This is a genomic window from Corynebacterium sp. KPL4035 (genome assembly GCF_037908325.1).
Taxonomy (GTDB): domain Bacteria; phylum Actinomycetota; class Actinomycetes; order Mycobacteriales; family Mycobacteriaceae; genus Corynebacterium; species Corynebacterium kefirresidentii.
The window spans coordinates 22,221-41,749 of the sequence record NZ_JBBMGF010000001.1 but is presented as its reverse complement, the minus strand read 5'-3'; the positions used below and the strand labels follow the sequence as shown (position 1 = coordinate 41,749).

The 19,529-nt window shown below is 50.7% G+C and carries 20 protein-coding genes and 1 tRNA gene; 13 read left to right on the top strand and 8 right to left on the bottom strand.

Going from position 1 to position 19,529, the window contains the following annotated elements:
- Nucleotides 1-557: 557 nt before the first annotated feature.
- From WMP96_RS00190 to WMP96_RS00155, 8 genes are read right to left on the bottom strand one after another with little or no spacing between them, the layout of a single operon-like run.
- Nucleotides 558-1,364, bottom strand: coding sequence for an ABC transporter ATP-binding protein (locus WMP96_RS00190; RefSeq protein WP_301716464.1), 807 nt, complete (start codon nucleotides 1,362-1,364; stop codon nucleotides 558-560).
- Between the two features lie 22 nt (nucleotides 1,365-1,386).
- Nucleotides 1,387-2,268 carry an ABC transporter permease gene (locus WMP96_RS00185; RefSeq protein ID WP_301716465.1) on the bottom strand — a complete coding sequence of 294 codons (882 nt, stop codon included), beginning with the start codon at nucleotides 2,266-2,268 and terminating at the stop codon, nucleotides 1,387-1,389.
- A gap of 32 nt (nucleotides 2,269-2,300) precedes the next feature.
- Nucleotides 2,301-3,740, bottom strand: coding sequence for a hypothetical protein (locus tag WMP96_RS00180; protein ID WP_301716466.1), 1,440 nt, complete (start codon nucleotides 3,738-3,740; stop codon nucleotides 2,301-2,303).
- Nucleotides 3,741-3,742: 2 nt separating this feature from the next.
- Entirely contained in the window at nucleotides 3,743-5,494 is a 1,752-nt protein-coding gene (locus WMP96_RS00175) for a hypothetical protein (protein WP_340431763.1), read from the bottom strand.
- A 1-nt stretch (nucleotide 5,495) separates the two neighbouring features.
- Complete coding sequence (locus tag WMP96_RS00170) at nucleotides 5,496-5,879, bottom strand: hypothetical protein (protein WP_239208812.1); 384 nt, start codon at nucleotides 5,877-5,879, stop codon at nucleotides 5,496-5,498.
- Between the two features lie 9 nt (nucleotides 5,880-5,888).
- Nucleotides 5,889-7,049, bottom strand: coding sequence for a glycosyltransferase family 4 protein (locus tag WMP96_RS00165; protein ID WP_239208814.1), 1,161 nt, complete (start codon nucleotides 7,047-7,049; stop codon nucleotides 5,889-5,891).
- Between the two features lie 42 nt (nucleotides 7,050-7,091).
- Complete coding sequence (locus WMP96_RS00160; protein WP_301716468.1) at nucleotides 7,092-8,684, bottom strand: glycosyltransferase family 4 protein; 1,593 nt, start codon at nucleotides 8,682-8,684, stop codon at nucleotides 7,092-7,094.
- Nucleotides 8,659-9,975 (bottom strand): glycosyltransferase family 4 protein, encoded by a 1,317-nt coding sequence (locus WMP96_RS00155; RefSeq protein ID WP_301716469.1) that lies wholly within the window; start codon nucleotides 9,973-9,975, stop codon nucleotides 8,659-8,661. The genes WMP96_RS00160 and WMP96_RS00155 overlap by 26 nt, the downstream gene beginning before the upstream one ends.
- A 216-nt stretch (nucleotides 9,976-10,191) precedes the next feature.
- Here WMP96_RS00155 and WMP96_RS00150 point away from each other — a divergent pair.
- The 13 genes from WMP96_RS00150 (at nucleotide 10,192) to WMP96_RS00090 (ending at nucleotide 19,485) form a co-directional block, all read left to right on the top strand.
- Nucleotides 10,192-10,264: transfer RNA gene (locus tag WMP96_RS00150), tRNA-Asn, on the top strand.
- Between the two features lie 310 nt (nucleotides 10,265-10,574).
- Nucleotides 10,575-11,039 (top strand): phage terminase small subunit, encoded by a 465-nt coding sequence (locus WMP96_RS00145; RefSeq protein WP_239208820.1) that lies wholly within the window; start codon nucleotides 10,575-10,577, stop codon nucleotides 11,037-11,039.
- Nucleotides 11,040-11,043: 4 nt separating this feature from the next.
- Nucleotides 11,044-12,660: a hypothetical protein gene (locus tag WMP96_RS00140; RefSeq protein WP_239208822.1), complete on the top strand. Its 1,617-nt coding sequence runs from the start codon at nucleotides 11,044-11,046 to the stop codon at nucleotides 12,658-12,660.
- A complete protein-coding gene (locus WMP96_RS00135) occupies nucleotides 12,657-14,132 on the top strand; it encodes a phage portal protein (protein ID WP_445292935.1) in 1,476 nt (491 codons plus the stop codon). The genes WMP96_RS00140 and WMP96_RS00135 overlap by 4 nt, the downstream gene beginning before the upstream one ends.
- A complete protein-coding gene (locus WMP96_RS00130) occupies nucleotides 14,133-14,849 on the top strand; it encodes a VG15 protein (RefSeq protein WP_239208827.1) in 717 nt (238 codons plus the stop codon).
- A gap of 92 nt (nucleotides 14,850-14,941) precedes the next feature.
- Nucleotides 14,942-15,478: a hypothetical protein gene (locus WMP96_RS00125; RefSeq protein WP_239208830.1), complete on the top strand. Its 537-nt coding sequence runs from the start codon at nucleotides 14,942-14,944 to the stop codon at nucleotides 15,476-15,478.
- A 30-nt stretch (nucleotides 15,479-15,508) separates the two neighbouring features.
- Nucleotides 15,509-15,934 carry a hypothetical protein gene (locus WMP96_RS00120; protein WP_301716474.1) on the top strand — a complete coding sequence of 142 codons (426 nt, stop codon included), beginning with the start codon at nucleotides 15,509-15,511 and terminating at the stop codon, nucleotides 15,932-15,934.
- 2 nt (nucleotides 15,935-15,936) lie between these two features.
- Nucleotides 15,937-16,995 carry a major capsid protein gene (locus WMP96_RS00115; RefSeq protein WP_239208834.1) on the top strand — a complete coding sequence of 353 codons (1,059 nt, stop codon included), beginning with the start codon at nucleotides 15,937-15,939 and terminating at the stop codon, nucleotides 16,993-16,995.
- An 18-nt stretch (nucleotides 16,996-17,013) separates the two neighbouring features.
- On the top strand, nucleotides 17,014-17,397 hold the full coding sequence (locus tag WMP96_RS00110; RefSeq protein WP_340431755.1) for a hypothetical protein: 384 nt from the start codon (nucleotides 17,014-17,016) through the stop codon (nucleotides 17,395-17,397).
- A gap of 103 nt (nucleotides 17,398-17,500) precedes the next feature.
- Nucleotides 17,501-17,752 (top strand): hypothetical protein, encoded by a 252-nt coding sequence (locus WMP96_RS00105; protein ID WP_239208836.1) that lies wholly within the window; start codon nucleotides 17,501-17,503, stop codon nucleotides 17,750-17,752.
- Nucleotides 17,745-18,035, top strand: a complete 291-nt coding sequence (locus WMP96_RS00100; RefSeq protein WP_239206718.1) for a hypothetical protein — start codon at nucleotides 17,745-17,747, stop codon at nucleotides 18,033-18,035. Before WMP96_RS00105 ends, WMP96_RS00100 begins: the two co-directional genes overlap by 8 nt.
- The gene (locus tag WMP96_RS00095; protein WP_301716476.1) at nucleotides 18,036-18,416 is read left to right on the top strand and encodes a hypothetical protein; all 381 of its coding nucleotides are present in this window, start codon (nucleotides 18,036-18,038) and stop codon (nucleotides 18,414-18,416) included.
- A 76-nt stretch (nucleotides 18,417-18,492) separates the two neighbouring features.
- Entirely contained in the window at nucleotides 18,493-19,485 is a 993-nt protein-coding gene (locus tag WMP96_RS00090; protein WP_301732208.1) for a phage tail tube protein, read from the top strand.
- Nucleotides 19,486-19,529: the final 44 nt, after the last annotated feature.

Sequence of the window (19,529 nt, the reverse complement as noted above, 5' to 3'; positions counted from 1 at the left end):
ACCGCCGACAGTCTTAACACGAAACGTGATTTTCTAACTGGTCCTTCGAGCGGTGGCGATGCTGCTATGAACTTTGGCCGTTTTTCTCCGATGCAGCCATTCTATGCATCAACCCCAGATTGAATCTAGCGATTCTCCCCACGTCGTATGTGGGTGAATTCTTAATTCACTCGTACAAAGCTTCAGGTCGAACCCAAATCTCTAGGTCCAAAGCAACTTGCGTGGACGAAAACGCAGCCAATTTCAATCCCAAGGCTTAAACGAACCATATAGGCGTTCTTCAAAATACGGGCGATAAGGACTGCCACGATGGGCAATTTATTCCCTTTTCAAGGTACTAAGCCCCCCATCCGGAACTCTAGACAGGGACTGACGGCGTTGGAAATGGGCGTGTTCCCTACCCAAAACAATTTCTTCACGCGGTAGTCCAAATCTTAGCCGACAAGAAATACACCGTCCCAGACAGCGTCCCCAAATCAGGATTCCAAAACCACGGAAATTGATTTTCCATTTCAAGGGGAAGGAACGATATTAACTGAACTTGCTTTAGAAATTCGCTATTTTCTGCTGAGAAACTTCGCGGCTTCGCTTTCAAAGACTACAGCCGGCTCCACGTACTGCGCTCTATTGTAGTCAACGATCTGCTGCGCCCGTTCAAACTTTTTCTGGGTAGTACACTCACCCCATTTGGCGTATTCTGGGGAAATCTCGCTGAGTAGCCCCTCCATAACGATCCTTCCGTCATGGAGCCAGATTGCCTGCTTACAGGTTCTCCGCAAGGTTTTCGCACTATGGGACACCATGAAGACTGTGCCGGCATTGTCAAGCAGTTCAGACATGCGCTTCTTAGCTGTGTCGGCAAAGGTAGCATCTCCGGTTCCCAAAGCCTCGTCAACCATAAGAATTTCCGGGTTCCTAGATGTAGCGATAGCGAACGTCAAGCGGGCCGACATACCAGAAGAATATGTATTCATCGGTCGAATCAAAGCTTCCTCTTCAAGGCTCGATATCTTCTTTACTTCCGAAACATACGCGGGCAAAGCATCCTTCGAAATCCCCATGGCTAGCAAACCAAGCTTAATATTTTCCATTCCTGTCAGTTTCGGCTGCAAAGCAGCCGATACGCCCAGAAGCGACGGTGTGCCGCCCACTAGCACTTCACCAGAAGTCGGAGTCTCAATTCCCGCCAACATTCGAAGCAATGTTGACTTTCCTGATCCATTTTTTCCAAGAATTCCTATTGCTTGCCCCTTCTCCGTGGCAAAGCTGACTCCCTTGACCGCATGAACTGAGCGCTTTTTTGAAGGAAGTAGCCCCTCGAGTCGCCTACCTTCATTTACTGGTACCCGATAGATCTTATTCAAGTTCCTTGCGACTACCGAATATTCAGCGGACATTGGAATACCTCGCTTCTGCCCGCCAAAAGAAAATAATCCCAATAGCTAACATGCCAAAAGCACTTGCGAACATATATGCCCAAACTTTTAGCGATGGTAATTCGGAATAGAGCACCACACCTCGTGCAGACTGTAAGAAATAAAAGGCTGGATTGAGCTCCAAAATAGCTTGCGCTGTGGCGTTAGATGTAAAACGATCAATCGAAAAGAATACACCCGAAGTATAGAACCAGGCCCGCGACACGAAAGTCAGAATAGCTTTCAGATCAGGAATAAACGCAGTTATACGAGCCACGACTAAGGAAAGTCCACAAGAGAAAACGTGTATCAAAACAAAAATAGGGATGACCAAAAACGCACTAGGCTTTAAGACATCAGGATATTGGAAGACAAGACCAAAAAATATAGCTACTAACGCCGGAACGATATTCTGTAAAAAATTTTTAGTCGTCAGAGAAAATGCAAGAGCCGCTCTGGGGAATTTGAAAGAGGAAACTAGACCCTTCGACGACTGAATCAATCCCGCGCCTCCGTTAAGGCCTTGGCTCATGAAACCGAAAAAGACAAGACCAATAATCAAATATCCAATGAAATTATCAATGCCCCGGGAGGTCTTGAGTAAAAGCCCGAAAATGACTCCGTACATCGCAGAGTTAAGCAAGGGACTGAGGACGTTCCATGCACGCCCAAGAATCATATCTCGATTATTGGTTGACGACTTTCCTTTCGCCTCTTCCCAAATAAAGTGTCGTCTATTCCATAAGTTCTCCAGGTAGTCCTTCAATGGAGGTCTAAAAGACACAGGCCGAAGACCTGCGTCATCGATTATCATCAGTTTCCGCCTCGGCTCGCGTTTAACAGACTCGTCCACAAAATCCTCAATCCATCAATTAGGAACTTACCCTAGGAAAGGAACGGGGCTTTTCCCCTTATCCAAGCTGAACCAATATTATCGCCCGTGGAGTCTTCAAGCCTAAGCAAAGCCCTTGACGTCCAATTCTCCGCATCATACAGTAACGGTGTCTCAAGTGGTTTTATAAGTTCGGTTCTTCCTTTATCCGTTCCAACATTGACCACGACCATTACTTCCTCCGGCTTTGAAATACCACGCTTGTTCAAATATTCGGTGAAGTTTCCGTCGATACGGAGCTTTCCGGTCGCCTTATCGTACTCTCCACGTACGGTGAGGGAAGGAGGGTCGACTGAGAAAGTGTACGCAGTCGTTGCACAGTTCGCTTGTGCATTTTGGACTAAAGTCATTGCCGCGTTCTGAGTATCAACGAACGTTCCGATACCCTGTCTACTCATCGCCCCACCCAGATAATGGTCTGTTTTAAGCATGCCCGATAGATTCCCATAAGACCGAACATAGAGGAAAAAAGCTTTGCTTCCTCTAATCACACTGAGATCAACCCCCAGACTCCTGAAGGCGCGCGCTTGAACATCAGTGAAAGCTTCAGGAAGCATCCACGGGGTAAATTCCTCAAGTTTCTTAAAATCATTGGCAGAGAAAAACTTAGACCCAGTCATGACTAGGTCCCATTCGGCCAAATCGACCTGTCCTGCTCCGGTAGGGTAATAAACTAACTGATTTGCCACACCAATTGCCTTGGTTGCACGTCCTCCTTGCCCGGCTGCCGCATCAGCTATTTGGAATATCTCCGATGCGGCCCAAGGAAGCCATCGGTCATCGTCATCAATCGCAGCTCTGATACTCGTTGCAAAATCCAAATTAGATTCCATCCGCAGCCGGCACAATGCTTTTGCAGTGAGTTTCTTGGCGTTATCTGAATAGTATTTGTTAGGGAGACGGACTGCATCAATATGTCCAGTATCCGCCTGAGGATAGCCTTCCTGCGGATGAATGTACGGAACCAGTAAGAATGTAAAGAAAGATGATTGCCTGTTAAGAGCATTAATCAATCGAGACAAGGAAAGGAACTCTTGAAGCTTGTCAACAGAGCAATACGTCACATGGAGCGCCGTACTATTGACAATAAAATGTTGATTCGCAATCGATCCAAGCGTTTCCCGATACATTGTCGATAGCTTTGAAAGCGCATCGTGGTTTGTTTCAGTGTCGGCGAAGATGGTCTCGACCAACAAAAACCTCCTCGCGGCCGGATCAAGAAGCACACGCGAAGGAGAGAAATTGGTCCCGTGTCCACAAGCCAAAATAACCTGGTTCAGTGCTTCCGCTTGGTCATCCTCAAGCAAAGAAAGATCCACCGTATACCGAGCCCCGCTGTCAGCTTCGATACGCTCACCCCACCACAAAAACAGTCGACGCCAAGATAAATTCGCAGGGGCTTTTATCGATTTAAAACGGTCGGCGTTTGCCATTTTTAACTCCCGTTCTGTCGCCAGTCACACAAATGTCTCGAGATCCTCGTTAGAGCATTTGCCTCTTCCTTTATATTTTCTTTAGGCAACGTATGAAGACCCCGCCGATTTTTCCAGATTTCAACCTGAACACGTCCGAGCTTTGAATTTCGCAGGGCATCCAATCGCCGTTCAGATGTAGCCAAGCGCTCTTCAAGTACCCTCTTTTCTTCTCGCAGGTGCGCCAACTTGGAAATAGCCGACTGGTTCTTCCCTATGGGCTGCTTTGTGAGACCGCCCTCAGAGATTCGAGTTGCGGCCGTTAAAGCTTGCGGACTCTCTTGAACAATCCGATTTTGCCGCACTTCGATTTCAGCTGCGCGCTTGCGTAGTAAGGTCGGCAACTTCTGCGCCAATTTTTCATCCTGCGCAAGTTCGGAGAGTTGCTGTGCGACAGGGTCCCGTCCTTCGATAGTTGGATCAACCCAACAGATTCCACCGTGAACATTCACGAGACCTTCTTCGGGAAGCTGGCTCATATGAGGTTGCCTTGAGGTTAGTGCAAACGAAGACTCGCTAAAAGCTTGAGGAGGCGTATTTCCAAGATGGCACAAAAGCTGACCACGAATTGATGAGTAAGAATGGTCTTTTGCGATGTTAAAGCATCTCTTTGCTGCTTCTTCCACATCGTTTGGGCGATCAGGAAGAGTCAACAGCAATTCTTTAAATTCAGAAATAGAGTTAGCGAAAAGTGGGTAGTCATCTCCGAGCAGCTGCTCATGCAAGGGCGTACGGTTTATGATGGACGGCCTAGCTAATGCTCCATACTCGAGTATTTTCGTCGATAGCTCCGAACTGTTATTCATCGCCTCAGCCCGCCAACCAACGCCAATTTGAGCAGCTGAAATGAGGGAACGTGAGGTCAATCTAGGTACTCGTCCGTGCCATGTCACCCCCGGAGTGGAATCCATTAGCCAACGGTTATTATCGACGAAGTAAGGATCGTCCTCGCTCCTCCGGAACTGATCACCAGCAATATCCAGGGTCAAACAACTTCCAGATGCAGCTACCGACTTGAAGGATGCCAAGATCAGGTCGGTATTCCATGCTTTAAAAAACTTTCCTGTGTAAACAAATCGGTCAGGGTGCTTACTGTAATGATAAAGTTCTTCGAAAGATCCTTCCGCATCAGGGACATGCGGAGGCAAAAGAGCAAGCTTTTCAGGATCATGAGACGGCAACAGCCGAGACAGTCTTTGAAGTATCGCCTGAGTCTGACAGAGGAATTTGACCCCAGAATCTCTTAACACTCTTAGCATTTGAACTATATCATCATCAACGCTTTCATTGACCGTAGTAATACCAGTTACGTATACGGACAGTTTGGATGCTACTTCCGGAAATTCCTTAACTAGGTAGAAAGCCGTTTCCGTGTCACGCAAGAGTATTGAATCGAAGTCTTTTTCTATCTCACCTATCGCTCGAGCATACTCGTGCCTTTGCATTCTTTCCCCCGACGGGGCATTGGAGAATAGTGCACGGTTTTTCGAAGCAAACGGGTCCAAAATAGAAACGTTTTCATAATAAAGAACTTCGTCTAATACTTCTGTCTTCCGAATTGGATTAGCAGTTAAAAGAGTAACACTTACCGAAGACACCCCAGCCAGCATCGAGCAAACTCCTGCTAGAAAAAAGGCAGACCCGTCGACAACGTTAACGTTAATGTACCCAGAAACTAAGACTCGAAAATCTTTCCGCTCATATGAATGATTCATTTTAAATTGCTACCCTTTTAGTCTGAATTTGGCCTCGAAATCCTGGAGCGTTGGTTTTCACTTTCACAAAACACTCATTAGCTCCCAAGCGTTGCCCAAGTGCAACTGGTACGGTATTTGACCGCTGAAAGTTGATACTTTCTACCACTTCACCGTCACGCATAAAATCAAAGGCATACTCTAAATTCTCGCCGTTGGCAACACAGATAATGTGTGGTGCCCCCACGAATTCATGCGTTACAACTTTTCTCAATCCAAACTCGGCTTGGTGCCCTTCCCTCGAAGAGTTCATAGATTTTCCCACTTGGCGAATCACCTGTTCTAGGGTTCTTTCCAATTCGTAGTACCGATCCCGCCAAACGATCTCTTGCTCGTCATAATTCATAAGTGCTTCCTAACTTTTATTCAGTTGCAAACGAATATAATCAACTTCTGCACCAATCGTGGCCTTCCGCCCACATTTTTCTAACATCGCCAGTGAGCCCTGCTTTGACAAGCGCTGAAAGAGCTCCGCGTCAAAGTAGAGTTCCTCGATTAAATCTGCCAAATCATTTATTGACTCAGGTTGGGCGAGCAGACCTGATACACGGTGCTCGATAAACTCGGGAACGGCAGCTACTTCACTGCTAATAGTGACCAACCCTGAAGACGAAGCCTCACACATTGACACACCTTGCGAATCAAAGCGAGTCGGGCTTAGGAAAATCCCATGCTCGGCATGCAAGTCCCGAATTTCTTCCTGCGTAAAGAACCTATTTTCCAACTTAACGTTATCGAACTGACGAAGTGGTTCGACTGTCTGATCGAACATCGGACCGCTTCCACATATTGTAAAGCTAAGAGCCTTAAAATACGGCCGCTTTGAAAGTTCAAGTATGGCACCAACAGTCTGGTCATTTGCGTATTTGAGCGAGGCGAATGGGCGGATACTCAGGATATTGAAACGCTTTTTATCTTCTTTTTCGCGGTATGGAAATACTTCCTCATCTACCAAATTCGGGATGACCGTTGAATTTCGGAATTCAGCGCCATTGTCGGGTTCTACGACATACTTCTGAAACCATTTCGAAACATTAACGAAACTAACATTTAGCTCTTCCTGCGTCATAAGGTCATGGAAGAAAGCGTTTTGCTTTAAATAATAAGTCTCCTTCTTTTCTAAGGCTGCCTTTATATCTTCCGATGTATTTATGAAGTTAAACCATCTACGGTACCAAGCTTCCGCTTCAAACCCATGAACCCAAACAATGACCGGCTTTTTTACGTTTAATTTCTGCAAAGGTCGAATGCGCTGGGGCTCCGCAAAATGTATTAGGTACCCATCAAAGTCATTACTGGCCACATGTAATTCGAGAGCACCTTCATTTCCAACCGTCACTCGTACGCCATCAAATTCGTATTCATAAGCCTGCCGTACCGGTTCGTGATTATAGAAAACTTCGACATCTAATCCAGCTTCTTTGTAGGCTTTGACTCGCCTGTGTATGAATCCATTACGATATAGAGCCTGCTCGCTAGGATAGGCGTTACAAATAACTAATAGTTTTTCGGACATTAGGCGTTCTCCTTCTTGACCATCGAAAAGTTTGGCTCACGCCTAACTTTGGGATTCGTTTCCTTCCAAGTAAGCATAAATCTCTCTATATCGGTTCGCATTTCCTTTCCATGTCCGCCCTTTCACCCATTGTTTCCCTAGCCTGATCAGTTCTTCATCGCCCATCGCCTGTTCAATTTGATATACAAATTGATTCAAATCATCAGGAGGGAAAAACAGGCCTCCTGCACCTGCTACCTCTCTAAGCGCCGGAAGATCTGAGCAAACAGTCGGTACTCCGAGAGCCTTTGCCAAGAGCGGTTTCAATGGCGTTACGTTTCTACAAACCTGAGCATCGATCCGAGGAATAACAAAGACATCTAAGACTGCATACCATTTCCAGATATCTGCATTTTCTTGGAGGCCGGCAAAGAGGACCCTATTCCGTACCTCTAAATCTTCAGCAAGTTTCCTTAGGTTTGGTAATTCAGTTCCATCCCCCACGATTAGCAGATTCCAGGTTTTGTCGAGTTGAGTTAACGCTCGGATCGCTAGCTCGAGACCTTCATAGCCCACCACTGAAGTCACCGATCCGAACCATTTAGAATCGCTGTCTAACTCCAGCTCTGTTCTAAGCTTTGGAACGTCAATGTCGCGATATAGATCCTGATCATCGATTGCATTAGGAACTACAAAGATTTTGGAAGCCTCAACGCCACGAGTTACCAAATTCGCCTTGGATACTTCACTAAGAACCACTACGGCACTCGCTGCCTTCATCGCCTCAGTTTCTCTCGCCCGAGCCAGTTTATAGTACTCGGATTGGAGAGCGATTCCTCGCTCCTCTTCCTGCACCTTTGACAGCCAAGTATTTTCAAGTTCGCCTCGTACTTCATACACCCAAGGAACCCCCAGCTTTTCAGCTGCCCGCGAGACGATTTGAGCATTCTTGAAGTCAGTTGTTGTGTGGAGAACCCGGGCATCCAGCTCTCGGGCACACTCAATCAACATCTCCGCAGTAAGCTCACTCCTCTCTGTCAAAGTGGATGGATACCTAATAGGAATCAATCGGCGATATCGAACACCATCAACCGTTGAAACAGGAGTAGAAGCAATCGATCCAATCACGACCGGGTACCCCAATCGTGTAACACCTTGAACTGACGTCCCGGTAGTTTGAATAGCCTTTAAAGAACTATGGGTTCGATATGTATATCCCGACTTTGTAAATGGAAGGCTGTTGTTTAGGAACCAAAGCACTGTTCCATCGTTGGGTTTGCCGGTACGGTCGCTACTGGCAGCCCGTTGCTCTAAGCAAGGGGCGATCTCCTGTTTCAACTGTGACTTTTGCTGCTCTAAGCGTCTAGCAAATCTTTTTCCAGCTCTTTCTTTAATTCCCTTTGCTGAGCTATAAAGAAAAATAGCTTGCGTAAGCTCTCCCCGACGGTGCTCATCATCGCCCTCAAGCACACTTCGGCTAATCTTCATCTTTGAAAGCAATTTATCGAGTTTGTCCAGACCAGCACGCTGACGAATTTTTTCCAACACATTATTGTATAGCGCTGCTGGATCTTCTTGTGCCATTCTTACAGCTGCCTCGAACAAAAAGATCCACTGCTTAAGAACAAATTTAAAACTCGGCATCTCGATGAACACTTTCCAATAAGTTCACAACGTTTACCTCGGCAACCTCGTTACGCTCTTTGTAGGGCCAAGTGGAAGCTTCTTCTCGCGGCATTAAAGTGCCAGGGTCATTAGCAAGCTTTTTCCACAAATTGGCGAGATCCCTTGGCTCGTTTGGTGACACAATGTCACCAGCGCCTGTTGTTCGGATTAGCTCAGCGGTTTCACCTTGGACTACCCCTGAAATATGCATCTTCGCTGCCATCAGTTCGTAGGTTTTTGAAGGGACAGTCCTCAGAAGCGGCTCCCAATCAGCTAAGTGAACCAACGCCGTATCCGCCCAAGTATAAGGCTCATCCATTTCCGTTGCTGACCTCTGCTTTTCGAAAGTAGCGGACACTCCAAGGTCTTCGGCTCGATAGATCAAGTTTGTCTTTCCGTCCCCCGCCCCAATAATTCGCAAATTCACATCGACGCCCGACTCTTGCGCGATTTTTACAGCCTTCAGCACATTTTCCAAATTTTGCGCTCGCCCAATAGTCCCCGCATAAAGGACGTTAATTTCAGATCGAGAAGACCGAGGAATGCTAGTCTTTTCAAAATTCGTCTCCCGCGGAAAGACGTTTCTCACAGTAACCAATCTTGGCTTCTTTGAAGCTACCCGTGCATCAACTTTCTCTGCCAATTCGTCTTGAAGCCATGACGAAGTCACCATAACTCCATCCGCTTCAAACAATGATTTGTCCAAAGCCACTTCAGTCAACATTTTGATAATTTGCAGAGGTCCTTTACTAAGGATTTTTTGCCGCAAAGATACCGAGCCAACACTCTCATTCCACCTGTGCGACTCGTGCAGAAGGTCCGGCCACGCATCTCGCAAATCAATCACATACGGGATTCGTAAAATTTTTGCTGCTGCGTAGGTGACCATGGCGGTGGGTAGCGCGGGAACTGTACCAACGATCACGTCTGGCCTCGACTTAGAACCGCCAAGGCCACGAATCAAAGTTACGAAAAATTGCCCTGCCGCCACTGAGATTTGACTTACAACTCTAGCTGTCAGACTTGAGGATGAAGGTACGGCGGCGACTCTAAAGATACGTTCCCCCGCCGCCCCGCCTTCACCCCTGCCATAGGGAGTTCTTAGTTCACGAAGAGAGCAGAACCACTCAGATATGTCCATATTTCTACGAAAGTTTCTTGGCGGAGCAACTACATCCACCTGGTTTCCTGCCTTGACCAACACAGATGTTAACCATTGCCAGCGCCTTTGCGGAACCCCGTTTTGCGGATACCAGTAGTGCGACAACACAAGAATCTTCAAGACATGGCTCCCTTTCGTACGTAATTTCACCGCAAGCTTACCAGGCAACCACTGAATTAATTGCGCAAAACTTTTGCCTCAGCAAACGCGGAAACCTGCCGGAATATTCTAGTTTTAATGCTTCAACCAGGCGATTTGTCTGTAGCGCACGAATCCATATATAGTTAATTCTCGTTGCACAGAGAACAGCAAGTTCGATGTACAGCATACGCATAATCCTCCATAGCTCAGTTGGCAGAGCATTCGACTGTTAATCGAAGGGTCACTGGTTCGAGCCCAGTTGGAGGAGCGGTGTATCCACCCCCTCTTACCGGCATAAATGCTGGTGAGAGGGGGTATCTTATTTTTTGGCTTCCAGTCGTTTCCAGCCGTTTCCAGCCGTTTCCAGTGGCTTATGTCGTCAAAATGTCGTCACGTTTTCGCCCCAAAATACGCCGTCAAAACCACTTACACCAGCACGTTCCCCTACGCATAAAAATGACTCCGAGCCGAAAATCGACCCGGAGTCATCTCCCCCGAACGGCAGCTGCCACCAAGAAGTATAGCACACTATAATAGAACTAGACATCTAAAAATAGCCGAACAATTTGGGGGAAGTAATGGCAGGACGCGGTCCCGCACCAAAGAATCCAAAATCCCGTGCGAGAAGAAACCAACAAAACATCGAACAACGAGAAATCGTTGTCACCTTCGTACCGCAGCCCAAACTCACCGACATCTACGGCCCCACCAACCCGGCCACAGACGAGCCCTGGACAAACCAAACTCTCCGCTTCTGGGAAACCTTGTCTGAATTCCCACCATTGAAGACTCAAGGCCTCCAAGAAACTCAGTGGCTCGACTTAGCACGCACCATGATTCTCGACGATGCCTATAACCGCGGCGACACCAAACTCGGCCCAGAACGTCGCCTACAACTCGCCCAATACGGCATCACACCAGACAGCCTCGCTCGCCACCGCATCACCATGGCAACCGCAGACGAAGCTGAAGACAAGCGCCGCGCTTCCCGCGCCGCAGCAGACGTACGCGGCCGCTACCGTAGCCTGAAGGCGGTGGACTAACCCTATGCCTTTTAAGCCCCGAGAACCTGGAGAATTCCCCTCGCTCGGCTGGGAATGCCTGGCATGGATAGAAGAAAACCTCGCCCAGCCAGACTGCGCCGAATACCAACCCCTGGTACTTACACCTGAACAAGCTCGCTTTATTCTGCGCTACTACAGACTCGACCCTGAAACTGGACAACGTGTCTATACACGCGGCATTCTCTCCCGCCCTAAAGGCTGGGGTAAGTCGCCAATCATGGGCGCTATTGGCGCCCTCGAAGCACTAGGCCCAGTATGTTTCGGCGGGTGGGACGCATCAGGGCAGCCTGTGGGGGTTCCATGGTCTGAATTCACCACGCCGAAAGTACAATTTGCCGCAGTCAATGAGGACCAGTCCAAAAACGCTTATGGGCCGCTGCTAGAGATGCTGCGAGACGGCCCAGCCATGCAAAACTACGACATTGACCCAATGGAAACGTTTGTCGCTCTTCCTAAAGGCCGCATCGAATTCATTACCGCGGGAGCATTGTCAAAAGAAGGCGGCAGGCCTGTATGGTTTTCTGCCGACCAGACCGAGGCGTGGACTCAGAGCAACGGTGGTGTGAAGCTAGCTGCAGTGCTGCGTCGCAACACAGGCAAGCTAGGTGGTCATTCTATCGAGACCCCTAACGCCTATAGGCCGGGCAGTGGTTCGGTTGCTGAGGAAACGTTTAAAGCTCTCGAGTTGCAGCAGCAGGGGCGGCTTAAGCGAGAAACGATTCTGGTAGACCACCGAGAAGCCCCTGAGGATACGGACTTAGCTGACCACGATTCGCTCTACCGCGGTCTGGTGCACGCCTACGGGGATTCTGCCCGGGACAATGGCGGCTGGGTGGATATTGAGCGCATCATTACCGAGATTTGGGACCCGTCGACTGACCCTTCTGATGCGCGACAGTTTTACCTTAATCAGATTGTCTCTTCGTCCGATTCTTTCCTCTCCCACCTCGAGGTTGATGCGATTGAGGATAGGGATAAGGCTATCCAGCCAGGCGACAAGATTGTGTTGGGCTTTGACGGCTCAAGAGGCCGTGTGCATGGTAATGCGGATGCGACCGCGTTAATTGGCATGCGCGTAACAGACGGGCATCTGTTCGAAGTTGCAGTATGGCAGTCGAAGAACCCACGAGACCCGGACTGGGAGCCAGATACGCGGCAGGTAGATGCAGTCGTGCGCGATTGTTTCTCCCGATATCGTGTCGTGGGCATGTACTGTGACCCGTCCGGCTGGACTGAGCATGTTTCAGCGTGGGAGGCAGAATTCGCCCCGAAGCTGAAGGTTAAGGCAACGTCGGGACACCCCATGATGGCGTGGCCGAGGGGTAAAAGCGCCGCGGTGTATCAATCATTAAGTGAGTTTCGGCAGGCGGTGGTCAACCGGGATATTACCTACGATGGCGGCCCGTATTTGCGCGCTCATTTGCTGAATGCAAAGCGTAGGGAAACGCGGACTGGATATTTGCTTTATAAGTCGTCACCGGAGTCTGCTGATAAAATTGACGCAGCGTATGCGGCAGTCATGGCTTATAAGTGCTATTTGGATGCTGTGTCTCGAGGGGTGTCAAAGCCGAGGAAGAAGAGGGGGTCATTCGTTTTATGATTCGGGGGCTAACGCAAAATGAAGAAGACATTCTAGGTGTATTAACGACTGAGGTCACAGGACACCAGCAGGGTAATAAGCAGCTGGCGTCATACTATGATGGGACGCATCGTGTGCAGCGCATTGGCGTGGCTGTGCCTCGTACATTGTCGGATATTGGGGTTGTTTCCGGATGGCCGGCAACCGTGGTGGATACCTACGGTGATTTGCTACGCATGGATGGGTTCATCTCGCCTGACTATGGCGAGCAGATGCGGCTAGTCACACGTCGGTTCAATGTTCCGCTTCGAGTCTCTGAAGCTATCTTGGACATGTTGATTTTCGGTCTGGGTCTACTAGCTGTAGAGCCCGACCCACACGGCGTATTCCGCCTGCGGTCGGTGTCGCCGTTATCTGGTTCTTTGCTGTGGGATGATGCCACGAATGGGCCCGTTGCTGGATACAGGCGCTCTGGAGTAAATTCCGAGGGTCTATACCGAGAAGTGTTGTATCTGCAGGGCGAAGTCATCGTTATTTCCAAAGACTCAACCGACATGGGCACTGTGCGCTCAGTGGAGCGATTCGACGTTCCTGGAGGCGGGTTCCCGATGTTCAGACTGCGAAATCGCCTGCGCACTTCGCATTGGTCTGGACAGTCAGAAATCACCCCGGCCGTGCGGTATCTTACCGACGCTGCCGCCCGTACTTTGGAAAACATGGAGTACAATTCCGAGTTTTATGCTTCTCCACAGCGATGGGCTACCGGCGCCTCACCTGAGGATTTCGGCTACGACCCGGAAGGCATGACGGAGTTCGACCGCGTTGAAATGGGCTGGCGTACCTCTATCGGCAAGATGCTTGTCATCAACGGCGATGAGGACGACCCCAAGCAGCCCAGCGTCGGACAATTCGCGTCGTCTCCCCCAACTCCATTTATCGAGCAGGTACGTGCCTACTCTCAGTTGATTGCTTCTGAGTCAAAGATTCCTGCACAGTATTTTGGTTTCATGACGGAAAATCCGCCGTCGGGTGACTCGATTCGTGTGTGGAAAGAGCAACTGATTCGCGCATCTGAAATTAAGACGGAGTTAATGAATCCGGATTTGCTGAAGCTGGCCCGCGTACTGGTGCAGGTGTCCGACCTCGACCAGGACGTCGACATTGAGGACCTCGTCGACGGGCTCGAAGTGGATTGGCGTGACCCGGCTACCGCGTCCAAGGCCGCTGATGCTGATTGGGCTCTAAAGCTACTGACTTCCGGAGTACTCGCACCTGATTCCGAAGTGCTCCTGAAGAACCTGCATTTTTCGGCGGCTGACCGGCTTCAAATCGAGCAGGAGAATCGAAGTAAACGCCTATCCCAATTAGCGAAAGTGCTGGAGGCATCTTCAACCGAGGAACAATCACCCGAGGATACCCCGACTAAGAGCCCGGAGGATTCTGCACCGTCTCCACGACAAAAGGCCAGCGAAGATGCCAAGGAGGCACGTTAGATGGATGTGCAGCGTCCCTGGACGTCGATTACACCTGTAGTCGATTCCATTGCACGTAAAGCTATTGAAGACTTGAACTCTCGAGCTCGAGTTATTCCGGACCTTACTGCTGACCCTTATCGGCAAAAGGAGCTTTTGCGCCAGATGGTGAGAGAGACTATCGACTCGTATGGCATGGCCGTCTCTGATGCCACAATGGTGTGGCTAGAGGAGCAGGAAGACCACATGGGAATGCGGCCGGTGGAGTGGAAGCCTCGTCGGGTGGATTCTCACCAGGTTGAGGCGCGTATGGCGCATGATTTCGCGCCTTTGTTCTTCGAGGAGCAGGGCTATAACCGGGCGTTGAATTCGATGGGGTTTATCGTCGCCGATGAGTTGTATTCCCGTCAGCGAAAGAATGCAGAGCATACCGCGTGGAAGGGTGGGGGTTCGTGGGCTCGTGTTGCGCACCCTGGAGCATGTGCTTTTTGCACCCTTTTGGCCTCGCGCGGGTTTGATTACACTTCCCGTTCTACTGCTGGTGGTGGTTACTCTGGTGCGCATTTTCATGACCATTGCCGATGTTTGGTGATTTGTCGTAAGCGGGGGCACGTTGAGCTTCCAGAGTCGACGATTCGGGCGCAGAAGATTTATAAGAAGGCTCAGGAAGAAGTTGGCAGCACGGACCCCGATGTTTTGTTGCGGGCGATGCGTCAGGTGGGTGGCCTGAGTAAATGAACACGTGTGCTATTATTTTGGGTGGTTACGGTTTGTATCCGGAAGGGATGAATGAGGCCGTAGTCCACAAACTGAACATTTAGGGGGAGACTGTGTCGCACGAGGACGCACGCACTGACAAGTCCGAAAAGGACACCACCGACGTGGATGCTGCCACCAACGCCGCAAAGGCTGAATCCGAAACCGCACCAGATGACTACCGTAAAAAGTACGAGGACATGCGGTCCCACTCTCGCACGTGGGAAAACCGGGCGGAAAAATCGTTAGCGCAAGTTGAGAAACTTACCGCAGATAAAGAGAAACTCGAATCCACGATTAAAGACCTACAATCCGAGCTTTCAACAGCACATAGCCAAGTTGAAGATGCTCAGCATAATCGTGATTTGATTATCCACATTGCGGCACTTGGCGGCGACGTAGAGCAATTATTCGACTCGAAAAGCTTCTGCGCAGCCGTCGATAAAATCAACTCTGACGACGACGATTACGAATCCACGCTCAAGGACCTCATCGGCAAGCACTCCCCCGCCGCCCCTTCACCGTCGCGGCTTACCTGGGAATCTCCGAATCAAGGAATCTCCAGGGGCGAAGAGTTGTGGCAGCGGCGCCAACGGCGCCAGGGGGCGTAGTCCACATTCATCACATCATCGGGGGATATTATGCACTTTCGGCCAGAATTTGACCATTACTCTCCCAGCGACCTGTCGTGGCTGGGCTCTCGCCACGCAGTAGACAACGCCGAGACCGGCACGCTGGGCGAAAAGACTACCCATATTCGCACATCCGTCCTACCCTCTGGCACCGCCTTGCACCGCGAAGGAGACTACTGGGTACCAGTGACGTCAAAGACTCAGTCCGTGGACGGTTTCCTACTTACCGACCAAGACAACAACCCAGGAGAGGTTGTACCCATCGCGTGGCACGGCCGCGTCCGCGTCGACCGCCTTCCAGACTCCAACAACCGAGTCACCATCGCAGAATGCGACCACCCAGAGTTCACATTTGTTCATGAGCCGCACGGTTCTTTGTGGAATGAAGACGGTTCCACCAACTTCGATGCCATCGGCGACGTACGGGAGGATTAATCATGGGTTCTACGCACATTTGGAACGAGGTCCTCTCGCCGGAGGACCTGACTATCTACGCAAACCACTACCTGAACGACCTGCAGACCGCCGGCGGCTCCCTGTCTACTTACTTCCCCGACCAGCTCATCAACGACATGTTCTTTAGCTGGATGACCGAGCAGGACACCGGCCGACTCGCAGAGGTTCGTTCTGCAGATGCTGAAACGCCGATTGGTTCCATGGGCGGCGGACACAAGGCCATGATGCAGATGCCACTTATCGGCCAGAAGGTCCGCATCAACGAGATGGACCAGCTGCGTAGCTTCCACCAGGGTGATTCTCGCTTCCAGGAAGATGACATGACCAAGGCCACCGAGACCGTAGTGCGCGCAGTTGCTAACCGCGTCGAAGTAGCCCGCGGAGACGTTCTCACCACCGGCCGTGTGCGCTATATCGAAAATGGCGCCATCGTCGACGCCGGCATTGGCCGCGATGAAGAATTCGAGGTCACCCCGAAGAAACACTGGGATGACCAAGACTCCGGCGCCCTGGAAGATATCATCTCGTGGGCCATGGACTATGAGGATGCCAACGGTACTAAGCCGGGCACCATTATTGCCTCGCCGAAGGTTATCCAGAAGCTGCAGACGAATAAGCAGTTCCGCGATGCGGCCAACACTACGGGCGAATTGGCACGCGTATCGTCTGGCGCTATCAACGCCGTGCTGCAGGACCAAGGCCTTCCGGGGATTACGTCGTATTCTCGTTCGGTGCGTGATGGTAAGGCTGCTCGCCGCATTCTCGATGAGAATACGTTGTACTTCCTTCCGCCGGAGACTCAGTCTGGTCTTTTGGGCTATACCGTGTGGGGCCAGACGGTGGAGATGCATTCTCCGGAGTACAACCTATCTGGTGCAGGCCAGATTGCGGTGGGCGCGTGGCGTGAGAACGACCCGATGGCGTATTGGGTTCGTGCTAATTGTGCTGTTCAGCCCATTTTGACGAATCCGAATATGGCCATGGTGGCCCACGTGGTTAAGCCGGGGCCGTCGAAGAAGGCTGGCCGTAGCGCTAAGTAGTCCTGTTTGGGGGTTCACGTGGACACGTACTGCACGATTGACGACGTTACTGACCGTTTAACCATTGAGCCGGATAAGGACGATAAACGCCTTATTGTGGCGATGGTGGAAGAGGCGACTGTCGCTGTTGATGCTTACTTGGGTAGGCACTTTGATAGGTCAGTTCCGGCGGCGGTTCGTGTGGTGTGTGCCCGTGTGGCTGCCCGAGCCGTGTCTCGTGGCTTGTCGTCTGCTCCTGTGGGGGCTGAGTCTCAGTCGTTTACTGCGGGTCCGTTTTCGACGAGTCAGAATTTTGGGTCGAATTCGAATGCCGGCGGTGTTTTTCTAACCGCTGAGGATAAGCGCATGTTGCGTTCGGTTGGGGGTGGTCGTCGTGGCGCGTTCACGGTCTCACTCTACTAAGTCGGGGTATCCGCTTCCTTTCCGCGTGCAGGTTCGCCGGCGTGTGGATTCTAGGGAGGATTCTTTCGGTAATCCGGTAACCAGATGGGGTGGTCCTCAGGTTGTGCGGGTTGCTGGTTGGTCTATTGATCAGTCTGCCGAGCATGGTCCGGATGATAAGGATATTCGTCGTGTGGATTGGGCTGGGGCGTTGTTTGCGATTCCTGGTGATGTATCTGCCGGTGATGTCATCCACTTGGGTGGTGTGGATTTCGTGATTGCCGATGGTGGGCATGATTTCACGCACGGACCGTGGTGGGACCCGGGTTTGGCGGAGTATAAGCTGCGTATTTTTGAGGGGGTTGAGCGTGGCTGACAGCTTTAAGTTCAAGATGAATCACCAGTTTTTTAATCGCGTGCTCAAGGAATCATCGGAGACTAAGCATCTGGTTGATAACAAAGCCGAGGAGTTCCGGTCGAAGGTCGGCGAACACTACGTCGTCAAGGAAGCGGAACCTGGTCATCGTAGGTGGCGTGCGCTTATCGTGCCGACTCCGTATGACTGGGAGGCCTACGGTCACGAGAAAAAGCATAATGCTTTGCAAAAGGCCGTAGGCGCCTACCCAGTCGCGTCGAAGTCACCGAAGAAGGGGGCTTAAGTGATGCGGCATCCGTCTGCGATTGTTGTCTCATGCTTAAAGCGGTGGCTTAAAGGTTCCGAGTTCGACGGAGTGTATGTAGCGACCAAGGTTCCGGATGAGCTTAATGGGCCTATGGTTCGGGTTGATGCTGCTGCTCCTGACCGAGAGACACCGGTGACGGACCGCACTCGCATCATGCTGCAGGTCTACGGCACCGACGATGAGTACTGCGTGGACTTACTGTCGGCCTGTCTGGAGGGTATGGAGGTTTCTTACCGTGCTGAGGGGGATATTTTGGATTGGGATACTGATACCGACCCGTATATTTTCCCTGACCCAGATAGACCATCTGCGGTGCGGTGGCAGGGCGCGGGCACATTATGGACAGCGTTAAGTTAAGTAATTTTCATGTATAATACGTGGTAACTGCCCTGCTTAGGGTGGTTACTCGGGGTAAAAAATTGGGGGAATTCGCATGTCACGTATGCGACAAAACATTGTTGTCGGCGCGCCCGAGGTCAAAAGCGGCGGCGCCGCATGGATTGGCATGGCGGGCATCAACCCGCTACAGACGCCACACTCTGCCTCTGTCAGGGTGGCTTCACTGCCGGCAGTCAACAAATTCAGCCCGGCTGGCTACATCAGCGAGGACGGACTAACCAAGACTGTCGACCGTGACACCGAAAAGGTCATGGACTGGGATGGTGACACCATGGCAGTGCTGCAATCCAACCACTCGGTGCAAATCAAGTGCAAGTTCCACGAGATTGTCAATTCTCATGTGGCTACTGCTGTTATGGGCGAAGGCAACTTCCGTTCCCGTCATGATGGACGAGCAGTCCAGATGATTGATAACGCGACGGAGACTCCCTATCGCTCATTCATCTTTGACATTCACGGCGGCGAAGACCTGAAGGGACGCTTGTTCATCCCGAATGGTCGCGTCACCGAGCTCGACGACCAGGTGTTCTCGCGAGGAGAAGTCGTAGGCTTCGACGCCACGATTGAGTGCTTCCCGGATGAAAAGGGAAACAACCTCTACACCTACATTGACCGCCGCAACGTCAAGAAGGATACTGATGACCGCTTCCCAGATGATGGGCTACCGGTTGTATCCCTGGCAGAAATTGAAGACATTGTCCGTAATGCTCTCAATGGTCTGCCAATCTCGCCGGACTTGGTTGCGGGTCTTTTCTACTCGCTCATTGACGGTAAGGGCGGATTGAACCTTGATTTCATCGAAAAGCTCACTACGCACCTGGCACCGCTTAACGGCGTGGACGATGTGCTGCAGCTGATTTCCGACCTGTTGGAGGGCAAGGACGCCGCCACGCTGATTAAGGACGTGGAAGCACTACCGTTTACTCCGCTGAATCGTCACAATCGTTGGGCCCAAGCAGTTGTAGACCTGCTGACTGGCTCCGGCGGACGTCAAACAATTGATGACCTGACCGGCGGCATCATCTAAACACTCACCTATTCGGGTAATTTTAAACACTACATTTTGGGGGA